Origin of the sequence: Nocardia carnea (assembly GCF_029868325.1) — a bacterium.
Taxonomy (GTDB): Bacteria; Actinomycetota; Actinomycetes; order Mycobacteriales; family Mycobacteriaceae; genus Nocardia; species Nocardia carnea_C.
This window is the reverse complement of the sequence record NZ_JARWNW010000292.1, coordinates 1-23,774: the sequence shown is the minus strand read 5'-3', so window position 1 is coordinate 23,774 and position 23,774 is coordinate 1. Positions and strand designations below refer to the sequence as shown.

Sequence of the window (23,774 nt, the reverse complement as noted above, 5' to 3'; positions counted from 1 at the left end):
CGATCTGGGCAGTTCGGGTCCTGGCGACGGAGCAGCTCGCGTGCACGACGACCATCGTCGGCCCGAGGGAGATACATGCAGGAGCAGACCGCCGTCATCGTGCTAGCCGCAGGTGCCGGTACGAGAATGCGGTCGAAGAAGCCCAAGGTGCTGCATCCGCTGGCCGGGCGCAGCATGCTGGCGCATGCGCTGTACGCAGCGCATACCATCGACCCGCACCATCTGGTGACCGTCGTCGGGCACGACCGGGAACAGGTCGGCGCCGAGGCCGCGGGCGTGGCGCTGGAACTGGACCGGACCATCGTCCCGGTCGTCCAGGATCAGCAGCTCGGTACCGGGCACGCGGTGCAGGTGGGTCTCACCGGACTGCCCGCCGAGTTCAGCGGTGATGTGATCGTCACCTCCGGCGATGTCCCGCTGCTGGACGGCCACACCCTCTCCGCGCTGCTCGACGAGCATCGCAGCTATCCCGACCGGCCCGCGGTCACGGTCCTCACCTTCGTCCCGGACGACCCGAACGGTTACGGGCGGATCGTGCGCGATGCCGACGGCGAGGTCGCCGAGATCGTCGAGCACGCCGACGCGACGCCCGAGCAGGCCGCCATCACCGAGGTGAATTCCGGTGTATACGCCTTCGATGTCGCCGTCCTGCGCACCATGCTCGGCCGGTTGTCCACCGCCAATGCGCAGCACGAGCTGTATCTGACCGATGTCCTGAAACTCGCCCGCGAGGCCGGCTACCCCGTGCAGGGCGCCCGGCTGGTGGATTCGGCCAAGGTCACCGGCGTCAACGACCGGGTGCAACTGGCCGCCGCGGCGCGCACCCTCAACCGCTACATCGTGGAACGCCATATGCGGGCCGGGGTGACGATCGTCGACCCGGCGTCCACCTGGATCGATACCGATGTCCGGATCGGCCGCGACACCGTCGTCCGCCCGGGAGTCCAATTGCTCGGTACGACGGTGATCGGCGAGGACGCGGAAATCGGCCCGGACACCACGCTCACCAATTCGATCATCGGCGACGGCGCCCGGGTGATCCGCACGCACGGCGAAGGCGCGAAAGTCGACGCAAATGCGACAGTCGGGCCGTTCAGTTATCTGCGCCCGGGCACCGTTCTGGGCGAATCGGGCAAAATCGGCGCATTCGTCGAGGCGAAGAATGTCGATATCGGCAGACATACCAAGGTTCCGCATCTCACCTATATCGGCGACGCCACCGTCGGTGAGCACAGCAATATCGGAGCATCCAGCGTTTTCGTGAACTACGACGGCGTGGACAAGCACCGCACGGTCATCGGGTCCCATGTGCGCACCGGCAGCGATACGATGTTCGTCGCACCGGTGACCGTGGGTGACGGCGCATATACCGGAGCGGGTACTGTGCTGCGGGAAGACGTCCCGCCGGGCGCGCTCGCCGTGTCCGGGGGTACGCAGCGCAATATCGAAAACTGGGTGCAGCGGAAACGTCCAGGTACCGCTGCAGCAAATGCGGCGGCGAAGGCACTCGCGGCCGATGATTTACCGGATCGGGCAACAGAGCTTAAGGATGGCAACCAGTAGTGACCGCGTCATGGATCGACAACCAGAAGAACCTGATGCTCTTCGCCGGACGGTCGCACCCAGAACTGGCCGAGCAGGTGGCCAAGGAATTGGACGTCGAGGTCACCCCGCAGACCGCGCGTGATTTCGCGAACGGGGAAATCTTCGTCCGTTTCGAAGAGTCGGTACGCGGTTCCGACGCCTTCGTATTGCAGAGCTTCCCGGCGCCGCTGAACCAGTGGCTGATGGAACAGCTCATCATGATCGATGCGCTCAAGCGCGGTTCGGCCAAGCGGATCACCGCTATCCTGCCGTTCTATCCCTACGCCCGCCAGGACAAGAAGCACCGCGGCCGCGAACCGATCTCCGCCCGGCTCGTGGCCGATCTGCTCAAAACCGCCGGCGCCGACCGCATCGTGACCGTCGATCTGCACACCGATCAGATCCAGGGCTTCTTCGACGGCCCGGTCGACCATATGCACGCCCAGCTGCAGCTCGCGGAGTACATCCGCAACAACTACAGCCTGGAGAACATCACCGTCGTCTCCCCCGATTCCGGCCGTGTCCGGGTGGCGGAGAAATGGGCGGATTCGCTGGGCGGGTCGCCGCTGGCGTTCATCCACAAAACCCGTGACCCGCTGGTGCCGAACCAGGTGAAGTCCAACCGGGTGGTCGGTGAAGTCGAGGGCCGCACCTGCATCCTGATCGACGATATGATCGACACCGGTGGCACCATCGCCGGCGCGGTGAACGTGCTGAAAGAGGCCGGTGCCGGCGATGTGGTGATCGCCGCGACGCACGGCGTGCTGAGCTCCCCCGCCGCCGAGCGGCTGGCCTCCTGCGGCGCCAAAGAGGTCGTGGTGACCAATACGCTGCCGATCACCGAGGACAAGAAGTTCCCGCAGCTGACGGTGCTGTCCATCGCGCCGCTGCTCGCCCGCACGATCCGCGAGGTGTTCGAGAACGGTTCGGTGACCGGGCTGTTCAACGGCAACGCCTGAACACATCTCGGCGGTAGCCCCGCATAGCTGTCGCACCGGCCCCGGACAAATCGGTCCGGGGCCGGTGCGTTTCCGGGGGCCGCGGCGGATCAGGGCTGTCGGTGCAGCCGGGCGGCGAGCGGGTGGCACGGATCGGCTCGCCCCGGGCCCTACAGGATGGCTCGCCATGACTGGTCGCGGTCTCTGGACGTAGCCCCGCAGCGGCGCATACTGGGTGGTATGGATCGCGAACCACGAGAGCCCGATATGGGCGACGACGACCAGTTGGACGAGGTCCGCGCCTATGAACGCACTATCGAGGACCCGCCGGACGACCTGCGGATCCGCAACCGGGAAAGCGACGACGACCGGCTGGGCATAACCGAAGAGCTGGCCGAGGAATCGGACCGGCGCGACCGTTACGGCGAGGACAACCGCCCCGCCGAGGCCGCCGCCATCCATATCGAGGACGAATCCGAAGGCTGACGCTCACCCACCGCGGTACCGACTACGAGCCCTCGACGATCCGACCGAGGAGACGTGATGAGCACACCGCAGGACCCGCGCAACCCCGGCGAGCCGCCGCGAGAATCCGGCGAGACGCCGCAACCGCCGGACCATACGCAGACACCGGGGCACAGCCCGCGACCGCCGGACGAACCTGCCGCCGCGGCCGGAGCCCCGCAGCCCCCTTCGCAATCCGGCGATCAGACCGGATCAGGCACAGAACCGGGCGGCGCCGGGGCGGACCGGACCACCGGTGGCGAGACGCCGAGATCTTCTGAGGATCCGCCCACCGAATACCTCCCGAAGATTCTGCACCGCGAGTCGTCCGGCGCCGGTTCGAGCCGGGCCGGCGGCGAAACCGCGCCGGAGAGCCCCGAGCCCGGGGTCAGCAGCCCCGCCGACGACCACCCGACCCAAATGTTGCCCAAACAACCCGACCAACCAGGTGAACCCGGCGCCGAGGCACCGCATATGGACAAGGGGACCGCGGCCTACACCCACGGGTGGCAGCCGGGCTCGTCCGAACAACAGCCGGGGCACCAGCCGATGGGCGAGGTCCCACCGCAGGCGTGGTCCGCGCGACCCGAGGAGCAGGAACCGGGACAGGCCTGGCAACCGCAATCACCCGGTCGACCCGGCTACTCCCAGCCCGGCGGCACCCCCTATCCGCCGCCCGGCGCATACGGCAGCCGACCCGGACAGCCGGGAGAGCAATCCGATTGGGGCGCCCCGCCCGGTGAGCAATCCGGTTGGGGCGCCGACCAGCCCGGGCAACACGGCTGGAGTGGGCAGCCCGGATGGGGAGCCGATCAACCCGGTCAGCAGGGTTGGGGTCGGGAACAACCCGGTCAGCAGGGTTGGGGTCAGGAACAAACCGGGCAGCCCCGATGGGCCGGGCAACAGGGATGGAGCGGCGCCCAGCCCGGGCAGCAAGGCTGGGGTGGCGGTCAACAACCCGGCGGCTATCCCGCCTATCCGCAACAGCAGTACCAGCCCTATGGCGCCACCCAGGAACCGGAACGCTCCGGACCGCAGGTCCTGTCGATCATCGGTTTCGTCTGCGCCGCGGTCTCACTGCTGTTCTGCCCACTCCTGTTCGGTATCGCCGGCATAGTTCTCGGGGTAGTCGGCCATATCCGCGGCGAATCACTCGGAAAATGGGCGGCCATCGCGGCCGGTGTATGCCTGATCATCGGAATGGTCCTGGCCTTGGCACTCTCCGGGATGGACATGGTCCCCATCGAAACTTCGTAGGGAAGCGATGTACCGGCCGTCGCGACACGCCGGTTATGGTCGACTCCATGGTGTTCGAGGATCGGCCCCGTTGGCTACGGAGGTCGTAGATGTCGCAGCGGGAGCTGGTGGTTCTGGGCACCGCCAGTCAAGTGCCGACCGCGCATCGTAACCACAACGGGTATGTGCTGCGGTGGGGTGGCGAGGCGATCCTGTTCGACCCAGGCGAGGGCACACAGCGGCAGATGATCCACGCCGGGATTTCCGCGACCGACCTGACCCGGATAGCGATAACCCATTTCCACGGCGACCACAGTCTCGGGCTGGCCGGGGTGATGCAGCGGATCAATCTGGACCGCGTCCCGCATCCGATCGATGCCTACTATCCGGCGTCGGGTCAGCGGTATTTCGACAACCTGTGCGATGCCACCGCCTACCATCGGACCGTCGAGCTCCGGTCGCATCCGATCACCGAACCGGGCCCGCTACCGGCCCCCGGCGCGCCTTTCCAATTCACAGCCGCCCGGCTCGATCATCCCGTCGAGGCCTTCGGCTACCGAATCACCGAACCCGATTACCGCGCGATACTCCCCGACCGCCTCGCCGACCTCGGCCTGTCCGGTCCCCTCGTCGGCCGACTGCAGCGGGAGGGCGAAATCACCTGGCGGGGCCGCACGGTCCGGCTGGCGGAAGTCAGCACGATCCGGCGTGGTCAGAGCTTCGCGTTCGTCATGGACACCCGGCTCTGCCCGGCCGCCCGCGCACTCGCCGCCGACGTCGACATGCTGGTCATCGAGGCGACCTTCCGTAACGCCGAGGCCGGTCTCGCCGCCGAACACGGCCATCTCACCGCCGGCCAGGCCGCCCGCATCGCGGCCGAGGCCGGAGTACGAACGCTGGTGCTGACCCATTTCTCCCAGCGCTACCGGACGCTGGACGATCACCTCACCGAAGCCCGGCGGGAATTCACCGGGGATATCGTGATCGCCACCGACCTCACCCGCATCCCACTGCCATCTCGCCGCTGACGAACCGCCGAGTGATATCCGCCGGACCAGAACTCGCCCCTATAGCGGACGGGAACTGGCCGGAAGCGGTGCGATGCTCTCGGCATGACCACATCACCTCTGATCATGTCCGGTTCGGAACTCGGCAGTGGGTACGGCAGCGTCAACGCCTTTGCGGCAGTCAAGGGACCCGGTGGGGCGCGGGGATTCATCGAATTCCTCGGCGAGGTCTTCGACGGGCGGGAGACCCCGGAGGCGCACGCCGACGATACCGACGGGCTGCTGATCCACGCCGAGGTGCGGATCGGGGATTCGTGCCTGATGGTTGTGGATTCCAAACCCGACTGGGTGTTCACGCCGGCGCTGCTGCAGGTGAATGTCACCGACTGCGACGAGATACTGCGGCGGGCGAAAACGCAGGGGGCGCAGGTGATCACCGAGACGACGCCGTTCTACGGCGCGTCGTCGCTGGCCCGGTTCATCGATCCCTGGAGCAATGTGTGGTGGTTGTTCGGCCCGGCTATCGAGGGGGCGCCCGAACCGACGTGGGATCCCGATGCGGAAACCGAGGAATCCGAGATCCACGCGACCATCTGCCAGGCCATGCGGGATCTGCACCCACCCCGCTAAGAGCCCCCCGGAAGGAACCCATCCGTCGGGAAGTGGCTCCGCCGGCACCGCTGGCGGGGCCTATACCGGGGCCTGTGCGAGCTCGGGGGATTCACTGTCGAACCGTGTGCGATGGTCCTGGACCTCGTCCATATGGGCTTCGGCCCATACCTTGATCCCGCGGATCACCTGGTGCAGTGAGAGGCCCAGGTCGGTCAGTTCGTAGGTGACCGTGACCGGCACGGTAGGGGTCACCGTGCGGGTCACCAGGCCGTCGCGTTCCAGGGAGCGCAGTGTCTGGGTGAGCATCTTCTGGCTGACGCCGGCCAGCCGCCGGGACAGTTCCGAGTAACGCATGGCCCGGGGTTCGCCGGCGCAGTGTCCCGCCGGGTGCGGGCCGTCGCTGCCGAGCGCCGCCAGCACCAGCGCGACCCATTTGCCGGAGATCCGGTCGAGCAGCTGCCGGCTGGGGCAGTCTGCGAAGAATGCGTCGTACTCGGCCTTTTGCCGGGCTCGCTGCTGCGCCGCCGTCATCGTCGCCATGACCGCACCTTCCTACTCGCGGGTGAGTTACGCACTTCTGAGTGCCTACTTCCCGTTGGAGAGTTACCTCTCCATTCTGGAGTAACAACACCGATTACTCCAGAGGAGGCGCAATGTCCACCACATTCCGTACCGCAGTCATCCGCACCCCAGGTGGTCCCGATTCGATCGAGTTCATCGACGTGCCGGTCGCAGAACCCGGGCCCGGCCAGGTCCGGGTCGCTATCGCCGGTACGTCCGTCAACCCCGTCGACCTGGCACTCACCGCCGGCGTCTTCCATCAGATGGGGGTCGTCACCCAGCCCGACCACACCGGCCTGGGCACCGATTTCGCGGGCATCGTCGAGGCCGTCGGCCCGGATGTGGATATCGCGGTCGGCAGCCGGGTCGCGGGTACGGTCGACGGATTCGATCGCGATTTCGGCACCTACGCCGAACAACTCGTCGTGCCGGCCGCCGATATCGCGGTGGTGCCCGACGAGCTCGAACTGACCGCGGCGGCCACGGTACCGCTCAACGGCCTGACTGCGGCGCAGCTGGTGGATCTACTCGGCGAAGGCGGTGGCCGCCGCCTGCTGGTGACCGGGGCGGCGGGTGCTGTCGGCGGGTATGTGGTCACGCTGGCCCAGGACCGTGGTTGGCAGGTCACCGGATTGGCCCGGACGCAGGACGAGGAGTTCGTCCGCGGTCTCGGAGCGGATTTCACGACGACGGCTGTGCCGGGCTGGGACGCGGTGGCCGATACCGCTGTTTTCCAGGAGAAAGCCCTTCCACTGGTCCGCGACGGCGGTCTGTTCGCCGGTGTCCGGCCGGGCGGCGAACCACCCGCCGAGCGCGGGATCACCGTGCGCGCGGTGTCGGTACGCCCCGACGGCGACCGGTTGGCCGGGTTGTTGAAAGACACGGTGACCGGCCGGCTCCCGGCGCGGGTCCATGCTGTCGTCCCCCTGGGCCGAGTCGCCGACGCCCACCGGGCGGTCGCGCAGGGCGGTATTCGCGGCAGGTACGTCCTTCAACCCTGAGCTGGATACCAGCCGAATGCTTTCCGCGCACCTCCGCCCCTCGAACGAAAGACCGCCGAGCACGACAGATCCTACGGTCGACGAGATAACCGGTCCCGGCACCTCGCCGGGACCGACCGGCCCACTCGATCGTCAGGTGGTGAAGGTTGCGAAGGATGACCACAGCAGGGGCGAGTGTTCGACGGCACCGGTCGAGCGCCAGAGCTGTAGCCGCTCGCGCTGCCAGGCAGTGAGCGCGGGGACCGGGTCATCCGTGTCGTGGGCGGAGTCCACGGCACAGATCGTGTCCTGGAGCGGAGTGACTTCGGGGGCGGCGCCGAACCGCTGGAACGCGAGGTCGGTCGGGAGGGGCCAGCGGGTGGCGGTGACCAGTTCCGCGCCACCGGTGACCATGGCGGCGATCAACCCGAGCGCTTCGGTGAATCGCAGATCGCCGCCGCTTTCGCAGGCGATCAGCGCGACCCGGGCGGGTATCGGCCAGAGTTCGTTTCCGGCAACGGGTTCCGATTCCAGGGTGTAGGTGCCGAGCAGGAGGTCTTTCGCGGAAAGCGGTCGGTGGTCGCGTTGCGGTTCGGCGAAACCCACGGTGTCCGCGGTGCAGGCCAGATGCAGTTCGGTGTTCTCGCTCTGCCCCGTTTCCGGGGAGGTCGCGGTGACATGACCGACATAGATCAACCGGGATGCACCGGCACGCAGGGTTTCGGAAAGCCAGTGGCGGTCGAGGTCGGTGCGGCGGAAAACGGCCTGCGGCTCGGGGACGACGGGGCGCAGGCGGCCGGCGGCGAGGTGGCCGGCGATGCGCGCGGTGAGCGGTGTCGGCCGGTCCATCCGGCCCAGGACCGACCCCAGGGCGGAATCGGCGCGGAACCCGGGTACCCGCGGGTCGAGTACCGCGACCACCGGTAGGTCGTGCGAGGCCGCCCACGACCGCGGCACCCGCACCGGTGCGTGCACGATCCCGGCCGGGACCAGCAGGCTGATATCGGCGATATCGATCAGGCGGACGTCGGGGGCCGGGGCGAGGATCTCCCACGGCACCTGCGCGACGCGCGGCGAGGGCTGCAACCGGATATGCGGGCGTACGCCACGCTGATACAGCTCGTACAACTGGCCGGCCAGGTCGTAGGGCAGTAGCGCGCGGGACAGGTCGCGGGCGAGCTCGTATTCGGTGCCGGGCGCGGCGAACGCCCCGGAGGTGAGCGCTTTCTCGAGGCCACCGGCCACCTCGGGGGCAGGTAACGCCGCGGACAGGTTGCCGACGGCCGCGTCGATATCGTCGCCGGGCAGCACGGTCACACCAGGCAGCGCGGACCCGTCGGTCCACTGCCAGGACATGTAGAGATCGCCCGCATCGGCCATCCGGACCGCTACCGTCGGCTGGTCACCCATCGGTCCCTCCGCCGGTCGAGCGGCCATCTCGGCCGCCACCCCGCCGTAGTGCATCACCGCAGTCGCCGTACCGTGCTCGGCAATCGCCGCCGCGGGGCTCATAGCGCCGGCCGTGTCCTCGTTTCATGCCGGAATCACCCGATCCTCCCGGAATTTTCCGGCGTAGCGGTGTTCGGCCGCCTCGATGTAATCGGCGAGCGCGATTCGGGCGCCGGGTTCGACCGCGAGACGCGGCGGCGGCGCGACGGGTAGACCCGCAGAGGCAGCGACCTGGGCCAGTGCGGCACCCAACTGCAGGGGGCCGGGCAGCTCGGTGACGGCGGGTGGATTCGGGGTGTCCAGCGGGAACTGCGGACGTTCGACCGGTTGCACGCGAGCGATATCCAAGGTGGTTCCCGCGCAGCGGGTTTCGATCAGATCGGCGAGCAACGCACCGTCCTGGCAGAGATGGGCGAAACGGAACGCCAGACGCATCGCGGGTTCCGCGATTTCCCGGTGCCATTGTTCGCGCCGGCTCCCGCTCGGCATGGTGTAGCGGACGGCGTCGATGGCGATCGCGGCCGTAACCGACAGTGCCCGCCCGAGAGTCACCAGTTCCGGGGCGGGCTCTTCCAGATCATCGATGACCATCTCCAGCAGCACGGCATGCCAGTAGTCGAGTTTGGCGCATTCGGTACCGAGTCCGCGCTCGGCATAGATGACGAACGAGCCGTCCAGGAGCTGCTGTCCGGCACCGACCCTGCCGTACGCGAATTCGATGGTCGCCAGCCGGCATTGCAGAGCCGCAACGTCGAGCAGCGCACCGGAAGCCTGGAAATGGTCGAGGCTGCGCCGATACCATTCCTGCGCACGATCGAGATCCCCGCGGCGTTCGGCGAGGAAACCGCGGATCTTCCAGCCGATTCCGGTCCGGTGGGAGAGCCCGGTCCGCTCGTAATACCGCTGGGCGGCCTCCACGAGTTCCTCGGCCTCGTCGATCCGGTCCAGGCGCATGAAGATCTGGGCCAGGTTCTGCTGGGTGTCGGCGAGGGCGTTGTGGTTACCGGCCGCGGTGAACGCCGTCAGCGCCTGCCGCGCGAAATCCACGCCGAGGTCGCGGCGGCCGGTTTCGAAGTAGCCGACGGCCAGGTTCATCAACGAATAGCCGGCCAGCTCCGGAGCGAACCGCAGCGCGGTGTTCAGGGATTCGTTGGCGATATCTATCGCACGGTTCCATTCGGCGCGGTAGCTCGCGACGGCGGTCAGCGAGAGCAGGCACGATACGCGCAGGACACCGAGCTCGTCGGCCTCGGCGAGCAGCGTGCGGGCCTGCTCCAGCGCGTCCTGCGCCTCGTCCAGCGCACCGAGGTGCTGCAGGGCCTGCGAATAGTTGATCAGTGCGGAGGCCCGCTTCTCGACGGCATCGCCGGGGATCTCGCTCAGCACCGTTCGGTACCGGATCACGGCGCCCTCGTGATCGCCGAGTTCGTCGTACACACTGGCGGCGTTGACGAGGGCACTGGTCCGTACACCGTCGGTGGTGGTGTCCGCGGCGTGCTCGAAAATCCGCAGCGCCTCGGTGAGATCGCCACGGTTGTGCGCGGCGGCACCCTCGTGCAGGAGTTCCACGCCGGGCGGCCGGTTCTCGGGTTCACTCATCTCAGAAATCCGACTCCTCCACTGCCGCAGTTGTTTCTGATCGAAGTGGTGCGATATCAGCGAGTGAGTAGCCCCCGGATTCGCCGGTTTCGGGCGGTTCAGGGGCGCCGGGCGCGACCCCACCGGACCGGCCCGTGGCCAGCCGGAGCCTGTTCCGCGCGAGTTCCCGCACCAGCCGCCGCCGTTCGGCATCCGCCGCCACACCCGGCATACGCTGCGCGACAGTATCCCCGGACTCTCCTTTCTCATCGGAGATCCGCGATGGCTCGACGGCCCAGGACGGATGCGGCAGCTCGACCGGATCAGCTCCGTGCGGACGCCCCGTCGGCTCCGGCTGCGCGTAAGGATCAGCCGCATACGGAACCTGCGCGCCCGCAGCGGCGGCATCGAGGCGGTAGTCGACTGCTGACTCCCCCGGCTCCGAACTATGGGGCCGAACGGATGCCCGGGAGTGCTCCGGCACCGTGCCCGCCGGTGCGCTGCGGCCCACACCTGGCACGTAGATCTCTATGCCCAGCACCGAATCCGCAGGTTCCACGGATTCGCCCGTCCACGCGTCGCCGTTCAATTCCAGGGTGATGTGGAGGAATCCATCCGGAGTGCGGATCAGGGCGTGGGGTTGCAGGTAGCCGGGAAGACCCGCGGTGACCCCCGGGGCGGCGACCGCGTGTACCCGGGCCACCGTGCTGCCTGCTGTCCGCAACAACTCCCATGACACGGCACGCTCGGAGGCATCGACAACGCCGGCCGGACAATTCCGCCAATCCCAGCCGGCGGTACCGCGTGCGAGCACGAGGTCGGCACCCCGGCCGGGCAGGTTCGCCCCTGCGGCGAGCGCGTACTCGTCGGCGCGCGCTGCGGTCCACTCGAGCACCCCAGTGTCCGAGCCGGTTACCGCATCGTCTTCGACGCCGGTGTTCGTCGTGGCGTCCGCGCCGTCGACCACGCTTTCGCAGAACTCCGTCAGCTCGGCGATTTCGCTGCCCAGCAGTGCCGGGTCCAGCGCGGCGATATCGTCGATGGTCGAGGCCGGCCACCAGCGCGCCGCCCAGTGGGCGTAGGCGAGACGCCGGACCGCCGCCGCGAGATCGGGGTTGCCGGGCCCGACGGGGAGGTCCACCGGCTCGGTGTACGCGTCGGCGGCGAGTGCGATTTCGGCGCCGTACAGCGCCCACAGCCATTCCTGCGCGGTATCGAGATCGTGCAGGGTCGCCGCCGCGATTCGCTGCCCGGCCGTCAGACTCCAGGTGAGATAGCCACCCGCGACTTCGAGAACCGCCGTATCCACGCCCGGGTCGGTATCGGCCGCGGTCGGAGCGCCGGGTGGGCCGATCGCCCACAGGTCCGGTCGTAATCGCCGGATACGCACCATATCGACCATCAGACAGCCCTCGATTCGGCCGGCGCCGAGCCGGGTCCGGCCGCCTGCGCGCTCAGAACCTTGCGGACGCGGGTGCGGTGATCGAGGACCACCGACCGCGCGATTCCGTCCAGCAGGTCCCATAGTTCGTCCGGTTCGGCGAGCGGCTGTTCCCGTACATCGCGCCCGTGCAACCGGACCCACAACCTGCGCAGATACGGCCGCCACGGGGTCCGCAGTTCGGCCGCTATCGCGCCGAGCGGATTACCGTCGCCGGAGACGGGATGGATCGCCAGCCGCCGTGCCTGCAGAACGTAGGCCTCCCGCTGCCACCGGCTGTTGACCCGGCGGTGGGCGGCCGTTTCCGGTATGCCGCCCACGGGGGTCTCCGCGCCTGCCGACGACGTGATCGGGGTCAGCCCGAGCGCCAACTCCACGCCCGCCGCGGCGGCGACCCGCAAGGTTTCGTCGAGTAGTGCCCAGGGTGCGCAACTCCGGCTGATCTCGGTGGTCACCAGTTCCGGAATCGGTGGTAGGTCGGCACGTTCGGTTGACACCTGGAGGACGGTGAAAACCCGCTCGTAGACGGTGCGGTCGAACGGCAGGCCCAGCGCCGCGGTCGACGCCGACGAACCGAGCGCCGGTCGACACGGAACGGGTTTTTCGGTGAGACCGAGCAGATTCGCGTCGTACCGCGAACAGAACGCAACCCCGGGCCGGCGCCCCCTCGCCACTGGACCCGCCTCACGCACGCCCGCCTCACGCACGCCGACGCGCTGCACGGGCGCAGCGGTCGGCTCGGCAACCGGGCTGGTCCGAACGTTTTCGCAGGTTGCGGCCGCGATACTCGCCGCCGGGCGATCACTGCTGCCCACCCATAACGCGATCCCCGTATGGACCCCGATATGCGCGTCGATCAACCGCCGCAACAGTTGCCGGCCGGGTGCGGTATCTCCTTCCGACCGGGTCGCGACCGCGACCTCCAGAAGTTGCCGTAGTTCGCCGGCGCACTCCGGCGCGACAGGCGGTGGCGACGGCCGGCGCTCCCAGGCCGCTTCCAGCAACCCGTCCAGTTCGGCCGCCCGCGCGGGATCGGTGAGATGGTCCTTCAAAGCCTGGGTGGTTCGGCCGGCGGCGAATCCGTGGATCTCGCGCAGCACGGCCTCGGCGCGTAACCGGTCGCGCTGCGGATCGGGATGGCCGCGGGTGGCCGCGAGTTCGAAACAGCGCTGAAAGTACAGGTCCTGGGCGTTGCCCTCGGTGATCCGCAGCTCACGCCGGACCTGTTTGAGGAGCGTGAACCAGGCGGCGGTCGCCCGCAGCGCGTCGGCGTGGGCGCGGACCCGGGCCGCCAGCAGGGACGCACCGGCGCCGGAAAGAATCGCGCCCGCGCAACCCGGATACTGGACCGGCCGGATGACGAGCGGGTCGAGGATCAGTTTCACGGTCCGGCGCAGCGGCCCGCCCTGGGGCCCGCTCAACGCCTGCACACCCTCGAGACCGCGCCACACCTCATCGAGCACCATGGCCCGCGGTCGTCGCATGAGCCCAGGTTAACGGAGTTCCGGACGGTTCGCGGCGGCGAAAGTTGGGATCGGTAGGTGCGCGCGAGTTCCTAACTTTTCTCTCGGGCGGCCGATCGAGCCGCGACACCGAGAGAACAGGATCCACCATGAACACCACGCTCTTCCGTATCGGCGCCGCCGTCCTCGCCGCCTCCACCATCGCACTGACCTCGGCCTGCGGTGACGATGCCGCGAGCGGCACGGCCACCCCGGTCGCCGACGCCCCGTCGACGGAATCCACCACCCCGGCAGGCGAGACCGGCGGGGATTCGAAGGCTCTGGTCGACGGGAAAGAACTCACCGCCGACTTCGACACCACCTGCGCGAAGCAGGGCAACACGCTGGCGCTGGCACTCACCGATACCGCCAACGAGCAGTACGGCCAGTTGAGCGTCAGCGCCAGCATCGTCGACGACAACACTGTGCAGGCGGTGGCGATCGCGGGCAGCCAGGGCGGATCCGACGGGATGCCGTACGCCGTCGGCTACGGCAACGGTCAGCCGGGCGGTTCGGCGCAGGTCAGCAAGAACGGTGAAACCTACACCGTCACCGGCGAGGGCATCGGCGCACCGGATATGACCAACCCGATGGCCGGCCCCGCGACCGCGAAATTCGACATCACCTTCGCCTGCTCCGACATCATCGGCTGACATGCTCCGGATACCCGGCTCCCCGTCGCCCCCGTCCCCTCAGGGTGTCCGGGTGCGACCGGGTGGCCCGGACTTCCGGACCACGTCCCACACCGGAGTAGCCGTGATCCGCATCCGACAGTCGCAGCCACGCTCCCGTCGGATCAGAATTCGAGTTCGGCCCAAGGGATACAGATGAGAAGCGGGCGATCTATCTCGACGGCCGAGGTACTCGCCGGCGCCATTCGTCGGCGAGAACGAGTCGTTCCAATTCGTCCCGAGTGCCAGACGTACCCTGCTATTCGGGCACGAATGAGCAGTAGCTCCCGGCACGGACGCGGGTAAGCGCAGCCAGAAACGCCTTACCGTCGGTACTGGCAACCGTACGGTTGTTTAGCTGATCAGGAACGCCGTTTTCGTAGTACCGACGGGCCAATCGTCCCCACCCCTCGTCGAATACCTGCAAAGTCACCCCCGCATCAGCCGACCACCGAAATTCTGCGACACGCTCGGGAAGACCCGTTGTAGCGGCATACATGCATACCACAGTGGGCGCTGCTTCTCGATTGCTCACGACGTTCCTTACTCGATACCCGACATTTCGCGCACGAACGCATCGATTTCCGATTGCGTGGGGGGTTTGACGATCGCCGGCCCGGGCGCATCGCCGATGATCTTACCATGTTCCTGAATCTCTACGAGACGAAGTGCAGAGTTCATCGAATCTTCTTCGGGATAACCCAGCCCTCGCATAAATTCGTCGAAGCCGGCGGGATCGGTGTCGGCGAGTATATCGACAACGCCTTCCAGTTCGCGATCCTTATTACGATAAACGAATTCAGAACATATACGGTCCGCCCCGAAAATATTCGGCAGATGCATGATCTGCTCATTGTCGATCGCAGCGATGCCGCCAACCGGCTCAGTTTTCATCAAAGCGTTTCCCAGGTTTCTGTCCTGGGCGGCCACGATATAATCGAAAGCGGCGATTTTTCTGCCTTCGAGTCCCCTGAATACAGACTCGTCGGATACATAGCCCCTGTTGGGTACGAACTCCTGCAGCGACCCCCACTCCGATGCATGCCTCCATTCGACAACGTCCGGAACAATACCCTCCAAACCCAATCTTTTGGCGATCAAAGGCGCGTTTATTTCGTTCGCCACACCCCGTATGCTGCTACCTCGACCTGCAATCTTAAGAATTCCCAGCACCTTGTCCTGGTAACCTACAAAGTCATTGCCTCCCATACCGGCAGGCGCCGCCGTAAATTGCAGATCCCGATTCGGAGGCATATTGCGAATACCGGCAGGCATCGACGGGTCAAAAGATGACGGGGAATCAGCGCCCGAGGGGATCGACAATCGTCGATATTGCCCGGGATGGACCGGCGCAGGGCGGCGAGAATTCTCCCGTTGCGTCGCATCCGAAACTGTTCTTCCACTCCGAACATCCGTCTCCATAAGTTCACGAACAGTCTTGCGCACGGCATCGGAGGAATTATGAATACCGCGGTCCAAACCGTCGGCCAATTTGGAGGTCAGCCCCGCCAGGTCGCCCCTGAGCCTGACGAGAAGGTGCTGCGCAGACTCCCCTTTTCTCAATTGTTTCGTATCATCCGGCGCAGGTCCGGTCCGGGATACCCCCCGTACCTGCCCCCTTTAATTGAGTACATACCGTAGCCGAAGCCGGCATTATCTGGCCTGAACATAATCAGTTATAATACTGAGAACCTGCATCGACCGCTTGCCAGCATCGGGGATAGTAGTATTGTGAAACTTTCCCGAGCACGTACTGAGGAACGCGCTGTGCGGTAAGCGTACGAAAGTCTGTGTAATAAAAGAATCACTTGCGTACATATACGAAGCCGTCAGCGGGGCGCACCTTCTTGCGGCCGATATCCAGAATTTTCTTGGCATCCGGCGGATGGCGTGCAGTACCAGTGCAGGATTTCCGATCCGGCCCGGTCAGCACGGGATAAGGTACCCGAGCCATCCGAAGAAGCACTCCTCGGAGGCCCCGTCCCGTGATCAACGATCCGTCCTGATAGGCGGCCCGTGCCTCACTGGCAGGTCCGGGCCCGGTGGGCGGTTTCCATGCGGCTGCGGAGTTGGCGCAGGATTTCGTCCGCGGGGCCCGGGGTGACGGTGAGATCGTCGGTGGTGTGGTTGTGGAGGAGGTAGCGGCCGTCGTCCGGGTAGTCGAGCCAGAGGAAGGCGTAGCCGTCGTCGGTGGGGCGGGTGTCGACGGTGTATCCGGGGTAGACCGTGATTTCGCCGGTGCCGGCGCGGGGGCGGCGGAAGAAACGCTGCATATCTTCGAGGGGTGAGAGCTGCGTGGGGTGGCGGGAGTACACGGGGGCGTTCAGGTCGGTGCGGCGGGCGCGGATGGGTTGGTGGCGCCCGGTCGCGAACCGCGGCAGGCCTGCCACCAGGCGGGGAGCCAGCTCGTTGCTGCGGAGCCGGGTGAGGACCACGTCACCACCGGATTTCGGTTCCGGGCCGGGTAGCTGCGTGGCCAGCACAGCTGTTCGATCGACGACACCGGCGTGCATCCGTGTCGCATTGCTCTGCCGCGGGCCGTGCACCCCGTAGACCTCCACCCGGATCTCCGGTTCGATGAGCACTGTGAGTGCTTGGTAGAGCGGTTCGCCGAACACCGGCTGCAACCGCCGTGCACACTGCTGCCGGAACCGCTGGAAATCGTCGTCGTGCTCCATCCGGGGCGGCAGGTATTCCAGCGGATACGGCAACCGGTCGCGACCCATTGCCTCCAGGGCCAGCGTGAACTCGTAACCGCCCAGCTGCCAGCGTGTTTCGCTCATACGGAATCCGTTTTGCATGAAGGCGCCGCGTGGTCGCGCTGCGATCCCACCCTCGGCCGTGGCTCGCTCATTCGCCGATAACCCCGCCCGGCGGGAGCACCCGAGGCTGATCGCCGAGCAGTTCGGTGGAGCGATCCTGGACGAGATAGTCGGGAATCTTGTGATCGTCGTCGTCCTCGCCGCGCCCACGTTGCCCACCGGCACCCATCATGCCGGGCATCCCGGACATTCCGCGGGTGGCGGCGGCCGGGCTACCGGCACGGGACGCGGGCCCGCCGGTCTGGTTCGGGTTGCCGGGTGACCCGCTGACCGTGCGGCCCGGGGCTCCCGGAGACTGTTGCCCACCAGGGGCGGCGACCATCGGTGCACCGGAGGTGGTACTCGGCGATCCGGGCGTGGTGGTGCTCGGCCGGCCCACCGGCTCTTCGAGCGGGGCAGTGTTCGCCGGAGTCGTGGTGGTCGACGGGGTGGTCGTCGCCGGTGTTTCCGTGCCGGCGGGGCTGGTCCCCTGCGGTGTCTCCTCGCCGGGAGCGGCCTGGTCCTGCGGGTTCGTGCCAGGCGGATTCGTCCCGGCCGGGTTGGTGCCATTCGGGTTGGTACCGGCGGGGTTCTGTGTTCCTCCGGGCCCGACCGGCTGCTGCGTTCCGGGGCCCGCACCGACCGGGCTTTTCGTCACCGGCAGCACAGGGGTTTTGGTGTCGACCGCCGTGACACCGGGCTGATAGAACTCGATCATCAAATCCTGAGCCTGCGCCTGCGCTTCATTGGCGCGATGCTTGGCGGCCTTGACGACGCCGTTGCCCGGAATATGGCCCACGAATTCGTCGAACCCGGACACCTCGACCGGCGGGACGATCGACATCTTCGCCTGGGCGAGATAGCCCTGCATGAGATCGATACCGTTGGCGACCATTTCGAAGCTCCGGACCAGCTTCTGCGCGTCCGTGACGAAAGCGCGGGTGCCCTCGCGTGATGCGGTCCCCGACTCGCCACCCCACTGTTCGGTAATGATCCGATCGACATTCTTACCGAAGGTGTCGAGACCGGTGAAAAGCTCCTCCGTCAGCCGGCGCCAACCGTCGGCACCGGCATTGACATCGGCGGACTCGACGCCAGGGCCGCCGGAGTTGCCGTTGAGTGCTTCCCAGATCTGCTGGTGGGTCCAGGTCTTGAACGCTTCTTTGGTAGCGGTGGCCGGGGCGTATTCGCCATCGAAACCCTCGCTGACCCGGGCCAGTTCGTTGTTGATATGGGACCGGTCGCCACTCCACTCCTGCTCGGCGGCACCGGCGGCATCGGAGGCACGATTCCGGTTACCGTCGGATTCGTCGTAGTTGCCGGTGACTTCATCGACTGCAGCATCCACGCTGGCGACGCCGGCGACGATCACTGCAGCGACGAGCAATGGTGCGGGCATCAGCGGAGTCCTTCCCCGGCGGCGGTGGTCTGGGAGGAGTTCTGCTGGTCGGTCTCCTGGAGTTCGCCGATCGCGGCCGCGTAGGTGTCGCTCATTAGATTGACAATCTCGATCAACTCATCGATGCGATCCACGGCCGAATCACCGTTCTCGCCTCCGGTGGCCTTCAACTCGAACTTGCTCTTTATGTCCTGCGCAGAGGGCAGACCTCCGTAGCCGGCCAGATGCCCGAGGGTCATGGCGTTGACACGTTGATCTCGAAGTCTTGTCAGAAATGTTTCGCATTCCTGACGGAGGAGTGTGCCCACCTCATGTTCAATGGAAAGCTCACCATCGATGGCTTGTTGCTTGAGGTTCTGCCAGTATTTCGCTTGGTCGCTCATAATCCGTACCTCCCAGGACCTGCGGGTAACCGTTACCTCGGAAGGTGGGGATCCAAGGCTGCGGCGAACTCAGCAGAGATCACGCAGATATCGCGAGTCCAGCCGTCCTCCTCGAACCACGCAGCACTGATCTCGAACATTCCCTGGTCGGCTTCCATCGACGTGTAGCATGACCTGCCATCAGTCTCCGACTTGTCATAGGAGCGGAGCGCCTCGCGAGATCCGACTGTGGTTTCGGATTTCTGAACCATATTCTCGTTCTTGCGGGCTTCATCCAGCGTGTGCGAGGTCGACAGGACCGTGACTCGTATCAGGTTGTCAGGTGTTCGCCAGCCACACACCCGCCAGGATGATTCGCCCTCCGGCGGATCAGTGACAACACTCTTGGTAGCCGGATTCAGCCCGACCCCTGTCAATACCTCGTCCGAAAGTTCAGCACAGGGATTGAAGATCTCGATGGGGCCCGTCGTCTTCGGTGCTGCTGTACCGGTTGCGGATCCCTCGGTGCTGGACGTGCATCCGGTGAGCAAAGCTGTTGCGGCCGCCGTAGCAAGCATGGCACGGACGATGTCGGCGGTTCGCATGGATCTCCCCTGTGTCGGTGCGGCGGATTACCCCGCCATTACTATAGGACGCACCCTCAGGCTGGGCGGTTCCACCGAGTCCGGGCGATCTCGTCCTGGTCGCCACAGCTGGATCGTGGGTTGCTCCGAAAATTGTGGTCCCGGCCATCGAACGGCAGCCGGGACCGTGCACGTCATGGGTGAACGGACGTACCTCGCCGCGCGGTGTTCAGGAAGGTGTCCCAGACCTCCGGGCCGAATACGAGGACGGAGCCTGCTCGGTTCTTACTGTCACGAACTCCGACCGCGCCACCCGCAAGATGAGCAACCTCGACGCATTCCCGGTCCGGGCCGCTGTGCGAGCTCTTGAACCACCGGACACCTGCTGGATTGTCGGTCACCGCTGGTACTCCTTCGCGATCCGCGCGACCAGATCCCTGGTCTCGTGCTCGTTCAAAGCTACATTGGCGATACGTCGTATGGCTTCCGTGTACTGGGAGACCTCGCCTGCGCGCTCGAGGTAGAGATCGCCCGTGTAGCCCTCGACATAGGCGACGGGGGGCTCCGCGATTCGAGTGTTCGAAGGCACAGGAAACTCGAGAAACACGAAGGATCGGACGACCAGCCCTATGGCGCTTCGTGCGTCGTAGGGAACGACACGCAGGGAGACATTCGGCCGCATACTCGCTTCCACCAGGTGCAGTAGTTGGTCCGCCATCACACCTGAGCCACCTACATGATGGTGGAGCACCGCCTCGGAGAGCAGCACATCCAGACGGAATGTACTGTCCTGGAATTTTTCCCGTCGATGACTCGCCAGCTCGAGTCGTCGCTCCACATCCGCAGTCGGCCACTCCGGATGGGCGGCCCAAATGATCGCGCGCCGATACTCCGGCGTCTGCAGCAGCCCAGGCAGGAGGGTTATTTGCCAGCTGGTCATATGGCATGCTGCTGCTTCCAGCCCGAGATAATGATTGAAATCCCGGGGAATCTCATCGTCGTATGCGCGCCACCACCCTCCTCCGGACAGCTTCATCGCGCGCAGTTCCTGCACCAGGTCCAGGACGAACCGGCGTTCCTCGTCCGAGGCGCCGTACCGGTCGCACAGTCCGTTGATCTGCAACGTCGTGGGCCGGGAAGCGTGCCCGTCCTCCAGGCGGCCGATCGTCTGCGGACTCACCTCGATCGCGCGGGCCGCGGCGGCCTGGTTGGTGCCGCTGCGTTCGCGCAGCCGGCGCAGTTCGCGGCCGAGTGCTCGTTTCGGGAGTGTGGATCCACCCGCCATCTTATTACCTTTCGTAATTATCGAATTCCGTTGTGGAACACTCCGGCCCGGAACACATTGCCGGAAGCGACCCGGCACGGTCGCCGGGCTGATCTGGGCAGGAATCTCCACCGAGGCGGTTCCACATAGCGCACTGTTCCGGTCTACTGATTTCGCGCCCGGCGCAGGAAAGTCCCCGAAATCCATTGGGTAACACCGGTTCCACAACCTGGAGTGTTGTGAAACCGGTGGTCCGATCGCGGCCGCTACTCCCCATCGGACCCTGCGCCGGGCTGCATCCCATCGCCTCTTCAGGAAAAGGCGGAGCCATGCCCGTTGCGATCGTATACCTGAACAAAAGTCTTTGTGGCGCAATACAACAGCATCTCGAAACCGAATGCCGTGATTTCGCCCGCGCCCACGGATTCGCCATTGCCCGAGTGGTGCTGGAATCCGGTGTCGATGTGCTGCCGTGGACATTACGGAAATCGGATCTACTCGGCGGCGACGCAATTGTGACACCGACCGTGGAACATATCGGCTTCCGTGCGCCGGTCGTGCTCGAGCGGTGCGCCCTGATGATCGTCCACCCCTACGGGTGGTACCGCCGAGGTGACGTGGACCGGTGGATACCGGAGACGCCCGAGGTCTACCGGTGACCGGCCGGAAAGCCGACAGGGACGTGCACGTCTCCCCTTCCGCACTCGGCGCACAGCCGACAGCAATCGGCTACCTGCGCACCGATCTGTGTGGTCACCGCGGATTCGTCACCGCGCGCCTACGGTTGACCGCCATCGCCCACGGCTACCGGCTGCGCTGGCTTGTCGAACTCCCCGCCGACCCCAGCCCGGACCATCTCACGACACTGCGCACCACGCTCGCCCGGACCGGCGCCGACGCGGTGATCATCGCGACAACGACCCACCTACCCGGCTCACAGTTGCCCGCCTTACGCACCACGACCCCGGTAATTGTGGACACCACCACACTTCCCGTGACACCCGTGCGCTTCGCACGGCTGCGTTCCCTTCTCGGCCGAGATCCGCGACGACGCTGAGACCGGCATCAGCACCGAGCGTCAGGCGAGCGTCTCCTCGATGGAGGTCGCAGTGAGCACTCGCACCGCCCACACATGATGCCGGTCGGCATCAGCCGACCGGATACGGCGCAGCACGGCCCCGGGCAACGGGCCGAACTTGACCGTCATCTGCTCGGTCAGCATCTCCGCGCGCCCCCGTGCCTCACCCCGCGCCTCACCTCGGGCTTCGATGGCTTCCGCTGTGGTCACAACCGCCTCCTCGGCTCGGGGGGATCCGCGCGGCGACCGCCGCCGGGTCGGTTCGCTGGTGTCCCCCATCACGACAATGCCGATACGACCCGGCACCGACGTCAGGCGAGCGTTTCCTCGACGGATGCCGCGGTCAGCACCCGCGTCGCCCACACGTGGATCCGGTCGGCATCGACCGACCGGATCCGGTGGATAGTGGCCGGCGGCAGCGGGCCGAATTTGATTGTCATCTGTTCGATCAGCATCTCCGCGCGTCCCCGCGCCTCACCACGGGCCTCACCACGGGCCTCACCACGCGCCTCACCACGCGCTTCGATGGTTTCCGCTGTGGTCACAAACGCCTCCTCGGCTCGGGGGTCGATCCGCGCGGCGACCGCCGCCAGTTCCGTCTCGCTGGTATCACCTACCGTCAGCAGGTAGGTGAAAACCATCCGATAAACACCCAGCGGATCCGCACCCTCGCCGAGAGCGCGCAGGTCGTCGAGCCAATCCAGCATAGCGCGATCCAGGCCGGTGCTGCCTGGGGCGATCTTCTGCAACACCAGCAGCAACCGGGCGGCGGGGGTGAGTTCACGGCGGCGCAGTGCGTCGAGGTCGACGGTGGTGACGTCGTCGAGCAAGAACCGCAGGCTCGGCAGGTGCGGCCCCAGCTCAGCCCGCGTTTCGGGGCCGAGGTCGAGAAGCTCCCCCAGCTCGGTGGGTCCACTCCAGCGCCGGCCGCGGGGGCTGTTGTGGACCACCAGCGGGATGATCGCCGGCAAACGGCCGGGCCGACTGCCGCGCTCGTGTGTGTGGTGGTTGTCGGCGAGGTACTGCCGCCAGATACCAACCATGTACTCCAAGACTCGGAACGCCATGAACCGGTCGGTGGAGGATTGGTGTTCGAGCAGGATATAGATGAAGGCAGGCCGGTCGTCGAGTCGGGTGCGGTAGAGCAGATCGCCGTAGCGGTCGCGTAGGTCGGAGTGGATGAAACTGGTGGGCATCAGCTCCAGTTCCTGCCAATGGATGCGGTTGCTGAGTGCTTCACCGATCTCCTCGGAGAACTTCACGCGGATCTCGCTGGCGGCATTGTCGCGATTTGCCATGATCCCCCGGAAGAACGCGTCGTGCGGGCCACCCCGCTGCTCGCTCATGACCGGCGACGGTACCCCGCCTTATCAGCAAAAGCCCAATCGGACAACACAACTCGCCTGGAGAATACCTGCGCTCCTTCCGGTGCGGGCTACCGTGGCGCGCCGTTCATATTCGGCGACCCATGACCCATCGGAGCCGACTCGCGTCGGGCGTCACTCGAACTCGGTCCGCAGCCGCAGCGCGCGAGCATCTGCCGGCTGAACGCCCAGGTGAGCAGTCCGCAAAGCGCGAAGCCGGCACCTAGAACAGCGGACCCGGTCCACCCTGACGTGGAATACACCGTGGTGGTAGCCGTCGCGCCGAGGGCGGAGCCCAGCGAGTAGAAGAGCATATAACCGCCGATGACACTGCTCGTTCGGTGCGAGTACTCAGCGGTGAGCAGCGTCTGGTTGCTGACGTGCACGGCCTGAACCGCAAAGTCGAGGACGAGGACGCCGACGACCACCGGCCACAGCTGCCAGGCCGCCTGTCCGGAAGCGATCCAGGATGCGGCCAGCAGTACGAGGGCGCTGCCTGTTACGACGTTGGCACGGCCCGCGTCGGCCCACCGGCCGGCTCGTGCGGCTCCCAGGGCACCAGCGAGCCCAGCGATTCCGAACAGGCCGATCTGAGCTGGGCTCAAATGCCACGGTTCGGCCGCCAGCGGCAGCGCAAGCCCACTCCAGAGGGTGCCGAAGGAAGCGAACAGGAAGAACGCGATCAGCCCTCGCGAGAGGAACAGAGGCTCCCGGAACAGGAGGCCGAGCGAGACCATTACGTCGCCGTAAGAGGTCCGGCGGGCCGGGCGATGACCTGCCGGCAGCTGCTTCAGAACAATGAGGGAAAGCACGACGAGAAGCACCGCGAGCGTGATGTAGATGCTTCGCCATCCCGACA

General features: G+C 66.3%; 25 protein-coding genes. 10 read left to right on the top strand and 15 right to left on the bottom strand.

The genetic code is table 11. The features are described 5' to 3' along the window. Positions 1-75 precede the first annotated feature (75 nt). The 6 genes from glmU to QH196_RS28370 all read left to right on the top strand — a co-directional run bounded on the left by glmU (position 76) and on the right by QH196_RS28370 (position 5,899). Positions 76-1,563 carry a bifunctional UDP-N-acetylglucosamine diphosphorylase/glucosamine-1-phosphate N-acetyltransferase GlmU gene (gene glmU / locus QH196_RS28395; RefSeq protein ID WP_280418913.1) on the top strand — a complete coding sequence of 496 codons (1,488 nt, stop codon included), beginning with the start codon at positions 76-78 and terminating at the stop codon, positions 1,561-1,563. After that, on the top strand, positions 1,563-2,543 hold the full coding sequence (locus QH196_RS28390; protein WP_280418912.1) for a ribose-phosphate diphosphokinase: 981 nt from the start codon (positions 1,563-1,565) through the stop codon (positions 2,541-2,543). The genes glmU and QH196_RS28390 overlap by 1 nt, the downstream gene beginning before the upstream one ends. A 219-nt stretch (positions 2,544-2,762) precedes the next feature. Continuing rightward, the gene (locus QH196_RS28385) at positions 2,763-3,008 is read left to right on the top strand and encodes a hypothetical protein (protein WP_280418911.1); all 246 of its coding nucleotides are present in this window, start codon (positions 2,763-2,765) and stop codon (positions 3,006-3,008) included. Between the two features lie 57 nt (positions 3,009-3,065). After that, a complete protein-coding gene (locus tag QH196_RS28380) occupies positions 3,066-4,283 on the top strand; it encodes a hypothetical protein (protein ID WP_280418910.1) in 1,218 nt (405 codons plus the stop codon). An 89-nt stretch (positions 4,284-4,372) separates the two neighbouring features. Continuing rightward, positions 4,373-5,290, top strand: a complete 918-nt coding sequence (locus tag QH196_RS28375; RefSeq protein ID WP_280418909.1) for a ribonuclease Z — start codon at positions 4,373-4,375, stop codon at positions 5,288-5,290. Between the two features lie 84 nt (positions 5,291-5,374). Then, positions 5,375-5,899 (top strand): bleomycin resistance protein, encoded by a 525-nt coding sequence (locus QH196_RS28370; RefSeq protein ID WP_280418908.1) that lies wholly within the window; start codon positions 5,375-5,377, stop codon positions 5,897-5,899. Between the two features lie 60 nt (positions 5,900-5,959). Here the strand turns inward: QH196_RS28370 and QH196_RS28365 are convergent, their stop codons facing one another. Further along, the gene (locus tag QH196_RS28365) at positions 5,960-6,421 is read right to left on the bottom strand and encodes a winged helix-turn-helix transcriptional regulator (RefSeq protein ID WP_280418907.1); all 462 of its coding nucleotides are present in this window, start codon (positions 6,419-6,421) and stop codon (positions 5,960-5,962) included. A gap of 113 nt (positions 6,422-6,534) precedes the next feature. On the opposite strand from QH196_RS28365, the gene QH196_RS28360 reads away from it, so the two are divergent. Beyond that, positions 6,535-7,443: an NADP-dependent oxidoreductase gene (locus tag QH196_RS28360; protein WP_280418906.1), complete on the top strand. Its 909-nt coding sequence runs from the start codon at positions 6,535-6,537 to the stop codon at positions 7,441-7,443. A gap of 132 nt (positions 7,444-7,575) precedes the next feature. Here QH196_RS28360 and QH196_RS28355 read toward each other — a convergent pair whose 3' ends face one another. The 4 genes from QH196_RS28355 to QH196_RS28340 all read right to left on the bottom strand — a co-directional run bounded on the left by QH196_RS28355 (position 7,576) and on the right by QH196_RS28340 (position 13,374). After that, entirely contained in the window at positions 7,576-8,832 is a 1,257-nt protein-coding gene (locus QH196_RS28355; RefSeq protein WP_280418923.1) for a CHAT domain-containing protein, read from the bottom strand. Positions 8,833-8,955: 123 nt separating this feature from the next. Further along, positions 8,956-10,470 (bottom strand): tetratricopeptide repeat protein, encoded by a 1,515-nt coding sequence (locus tag QH196_RS28350; protein WP_280418905.1) that lies wholly within the window; start codon positions 10,468-10,470, stop codon positions 8,956-8,958. Between the two features lies 1 nt (position 10,471). Then, positions 10,472-11,851 carry a hypothetical protein gene (locus QH196_RS28345; protein WP_280418904.1) on the bottom strand — a complete coding sequence of 460 codons (1,380 nt, stop codon included), beginning with the start codon at positions 11,849-11,851 and terminating at the stop codon, positions 10,472-10,474. Then, positions 11,851-13,374, bottom strand: a complete 1,524-nt coding sequence (locus QH196_RS28340) for a hypothetical protein (RefSeq protein ID WP_280418903.1) — start codon at positions 13,372-13,374, stop codon at positions 11,851-11,853. The genes QH196_RS28345 and QH196_RS28340 overlap by 1 nt, the downstream gene beginning before the upstream one ends. Before the next feature lie 128 nt (positions 13,375-13,502). On the opposite strand from QH196_RS28340, the gene QH196_RS28335 reads away from it, so the two are divergent. After that, positions 13,503-14,045 carry a lipoprotein LpqH gene (locus QH196_RS28335; protein WP_280418902.1) on the top strand — a complete coding sequence of 181 codons (543 nt, stop codon included), beginning with the start codon at positions 13,503-13,505 and terminating at the stop codon, positions 14,043-14,045. 561 nt (positions 14,046-14,606) lie between these two features. Here the strand turns inward: QH196_RS28335 and QH196_RS28330 are convergent. The 7 genes from QH196_RS28330 to QH196_RS28300 all read right to left on the bottom strand — a co-directional run bounded on the left by QH196_RS28330 (position 14,607) and on the right by QH196_RS28300 (position 20,494). Then, entirely contained in the window at positions 14,607-15,626 is a 1,020-nt protein-coding gene (locus tag QH196_RS28330) for a hypothetical protein (protein WP_280418901.1), read from the bottom strand. A gap of 458 nt (positions 15,627-16,084) precedes the next feature. Then, entirely contained in the window at positions 16,085-16,846 is a 762-nt protein-coding gene (locus QH196_RS28325) for an ESX secretion-associated protein EspG (protein WP_280418900.1), read from the bottom strand. Positions 16,847-16,913: 67 nt separating this feature from the next. Further along, positions 16,914-18,263 (bottom strand): hypothetical protein, encoded by a 1,350-nt coding sequence (locus tag QH196_RS28320; RefSeq protein ID WP_280418899.1) that lies wholly within the window; start codon positions 18,261-18,263, stop codon positions 16,914-16,916. Then, positions 18,263-18,646 carry a hypothetical protein gene (locus QH196_RS28315; protein WP_280418898.1) on the bottom strand — a complete coding sequence of 128 codons (384 nt, stop codon included), beginning with the start codon at positions 18,644-18,646 and terminating at the stop codon, positions 18,263-18,265. Before QH196_RS28315 ends, QH196_RS28320 begins: the two co-directional genes overlap by 1 nt. Before the next feature lie 32 nt (positions 18,647-18,678). Continuing rightward, positions 18,679-19,230 carry a DUF3558 domain-containing protein gene (locus QH196_RS28310; RefSeq protein WP_280418897.1) on the bottom strand — a complete coding sequence of 184 codons (552 nt, stop codon included), beginning with the start codon at positions 19,228-19,230 and terminating at the stop codon, positions 18,679-18,681. Positions 19,231-19,403: 173 nt separating this feature from the next. Next, on the bottom strand, positions 19,404-19,610 hold the full coding sequence (locus QH196_RS28305) for a DUF397 domain-containing protein (RefSeq protein ID WP_280418896.1): 207 nt from the start codon (positions 19,608-19,610) through the stop codon (positions 19,404-19,406). Next, positions 19,607-20,494, bottom strand: a complete 888-nt coding sequence (locus tag QH196_RS28300; protein WP_280418895.1) for a helix-turn-helix domain-containing protein — start codon at positions 20,492-20,494, stop codon at positions 19,607-19,609. The genes QH196_RS28305 and QH196_RS28300 overlap by 4 nt, the downstream gene beginning before the upstream one ends. Before the next feature lie 308 nt (positions 20,495-20,802). Here QH196_RS28300 and QH196_RS28295 point away from each other — a divergent pair, with 308 nt between their 5' ends. Together QH196_RS28295 and QH196_RS28290 are read left to right on the top strand one after the other, a co-directional pair. Next, positions 20,803-21,132, top strand: a complete 330-nt coding sequence (locus QH196_RS28295) for a hypothetical protein (RefSeq protein ID WP_280418894.1) — start codon at positions 20,803-20,805, stop codon at positions 21,130-21,132. After that, positions 21,129-21,530, top strand: coding sequence for a hypothetical protein (locus QH196_RS28290; RefSeq protein ID WP_280418893.1), 402 nt, complete (start codon positions 21,129-21,131; stop codon positions 21,528-21,530). The genes QH196_RS28295 and QH196_RS28290 overlap by 4 nt, the downstream gene beginning before the upstream one ends. Positions 21,531-21,551: 21 nt before the next feature. Here QH196_RS28290 and QH196_RS28285 read toward each other — a convergent pair whose 3' ends face one another. The 3 genes from QH196_RS28285 to QH196_RS28275 form a co-directional block, all read right to left on the bottom strand. Continuing rightward, positions 21,552-21,761 (bottom strand): hypothetical protein, encoded by a 210-nt coding sequence (locus tag QH196_RS28285; protein WP_280418892.1) that lies wholly within the window; start codon positions 21,759-21,761, stop codon positions 21,552-21,554. A gap of 101 nt (positions 21,762-21,862) precedes the next feature. Then, positions 21,863-22,897, bottom strand: a complete 1,035-nt coding sequence (locus QH196_RS28280; protein ID WP_280418891.1) for an Rpn family recombination-promoting nuclease/putative transposase — start codon at positions 22,895-22,897, stop codon at positions 21,863-21,865. Positions 22,898-22,986: 89 nt separating this feature from the next. Then, positions 22,987-23,774: MFS transporter (locus QH196_RS28275; protein ID WP_348538114.1), on the bottom strand; the 788-nt coding region annotated here is incomplete at its 5' end.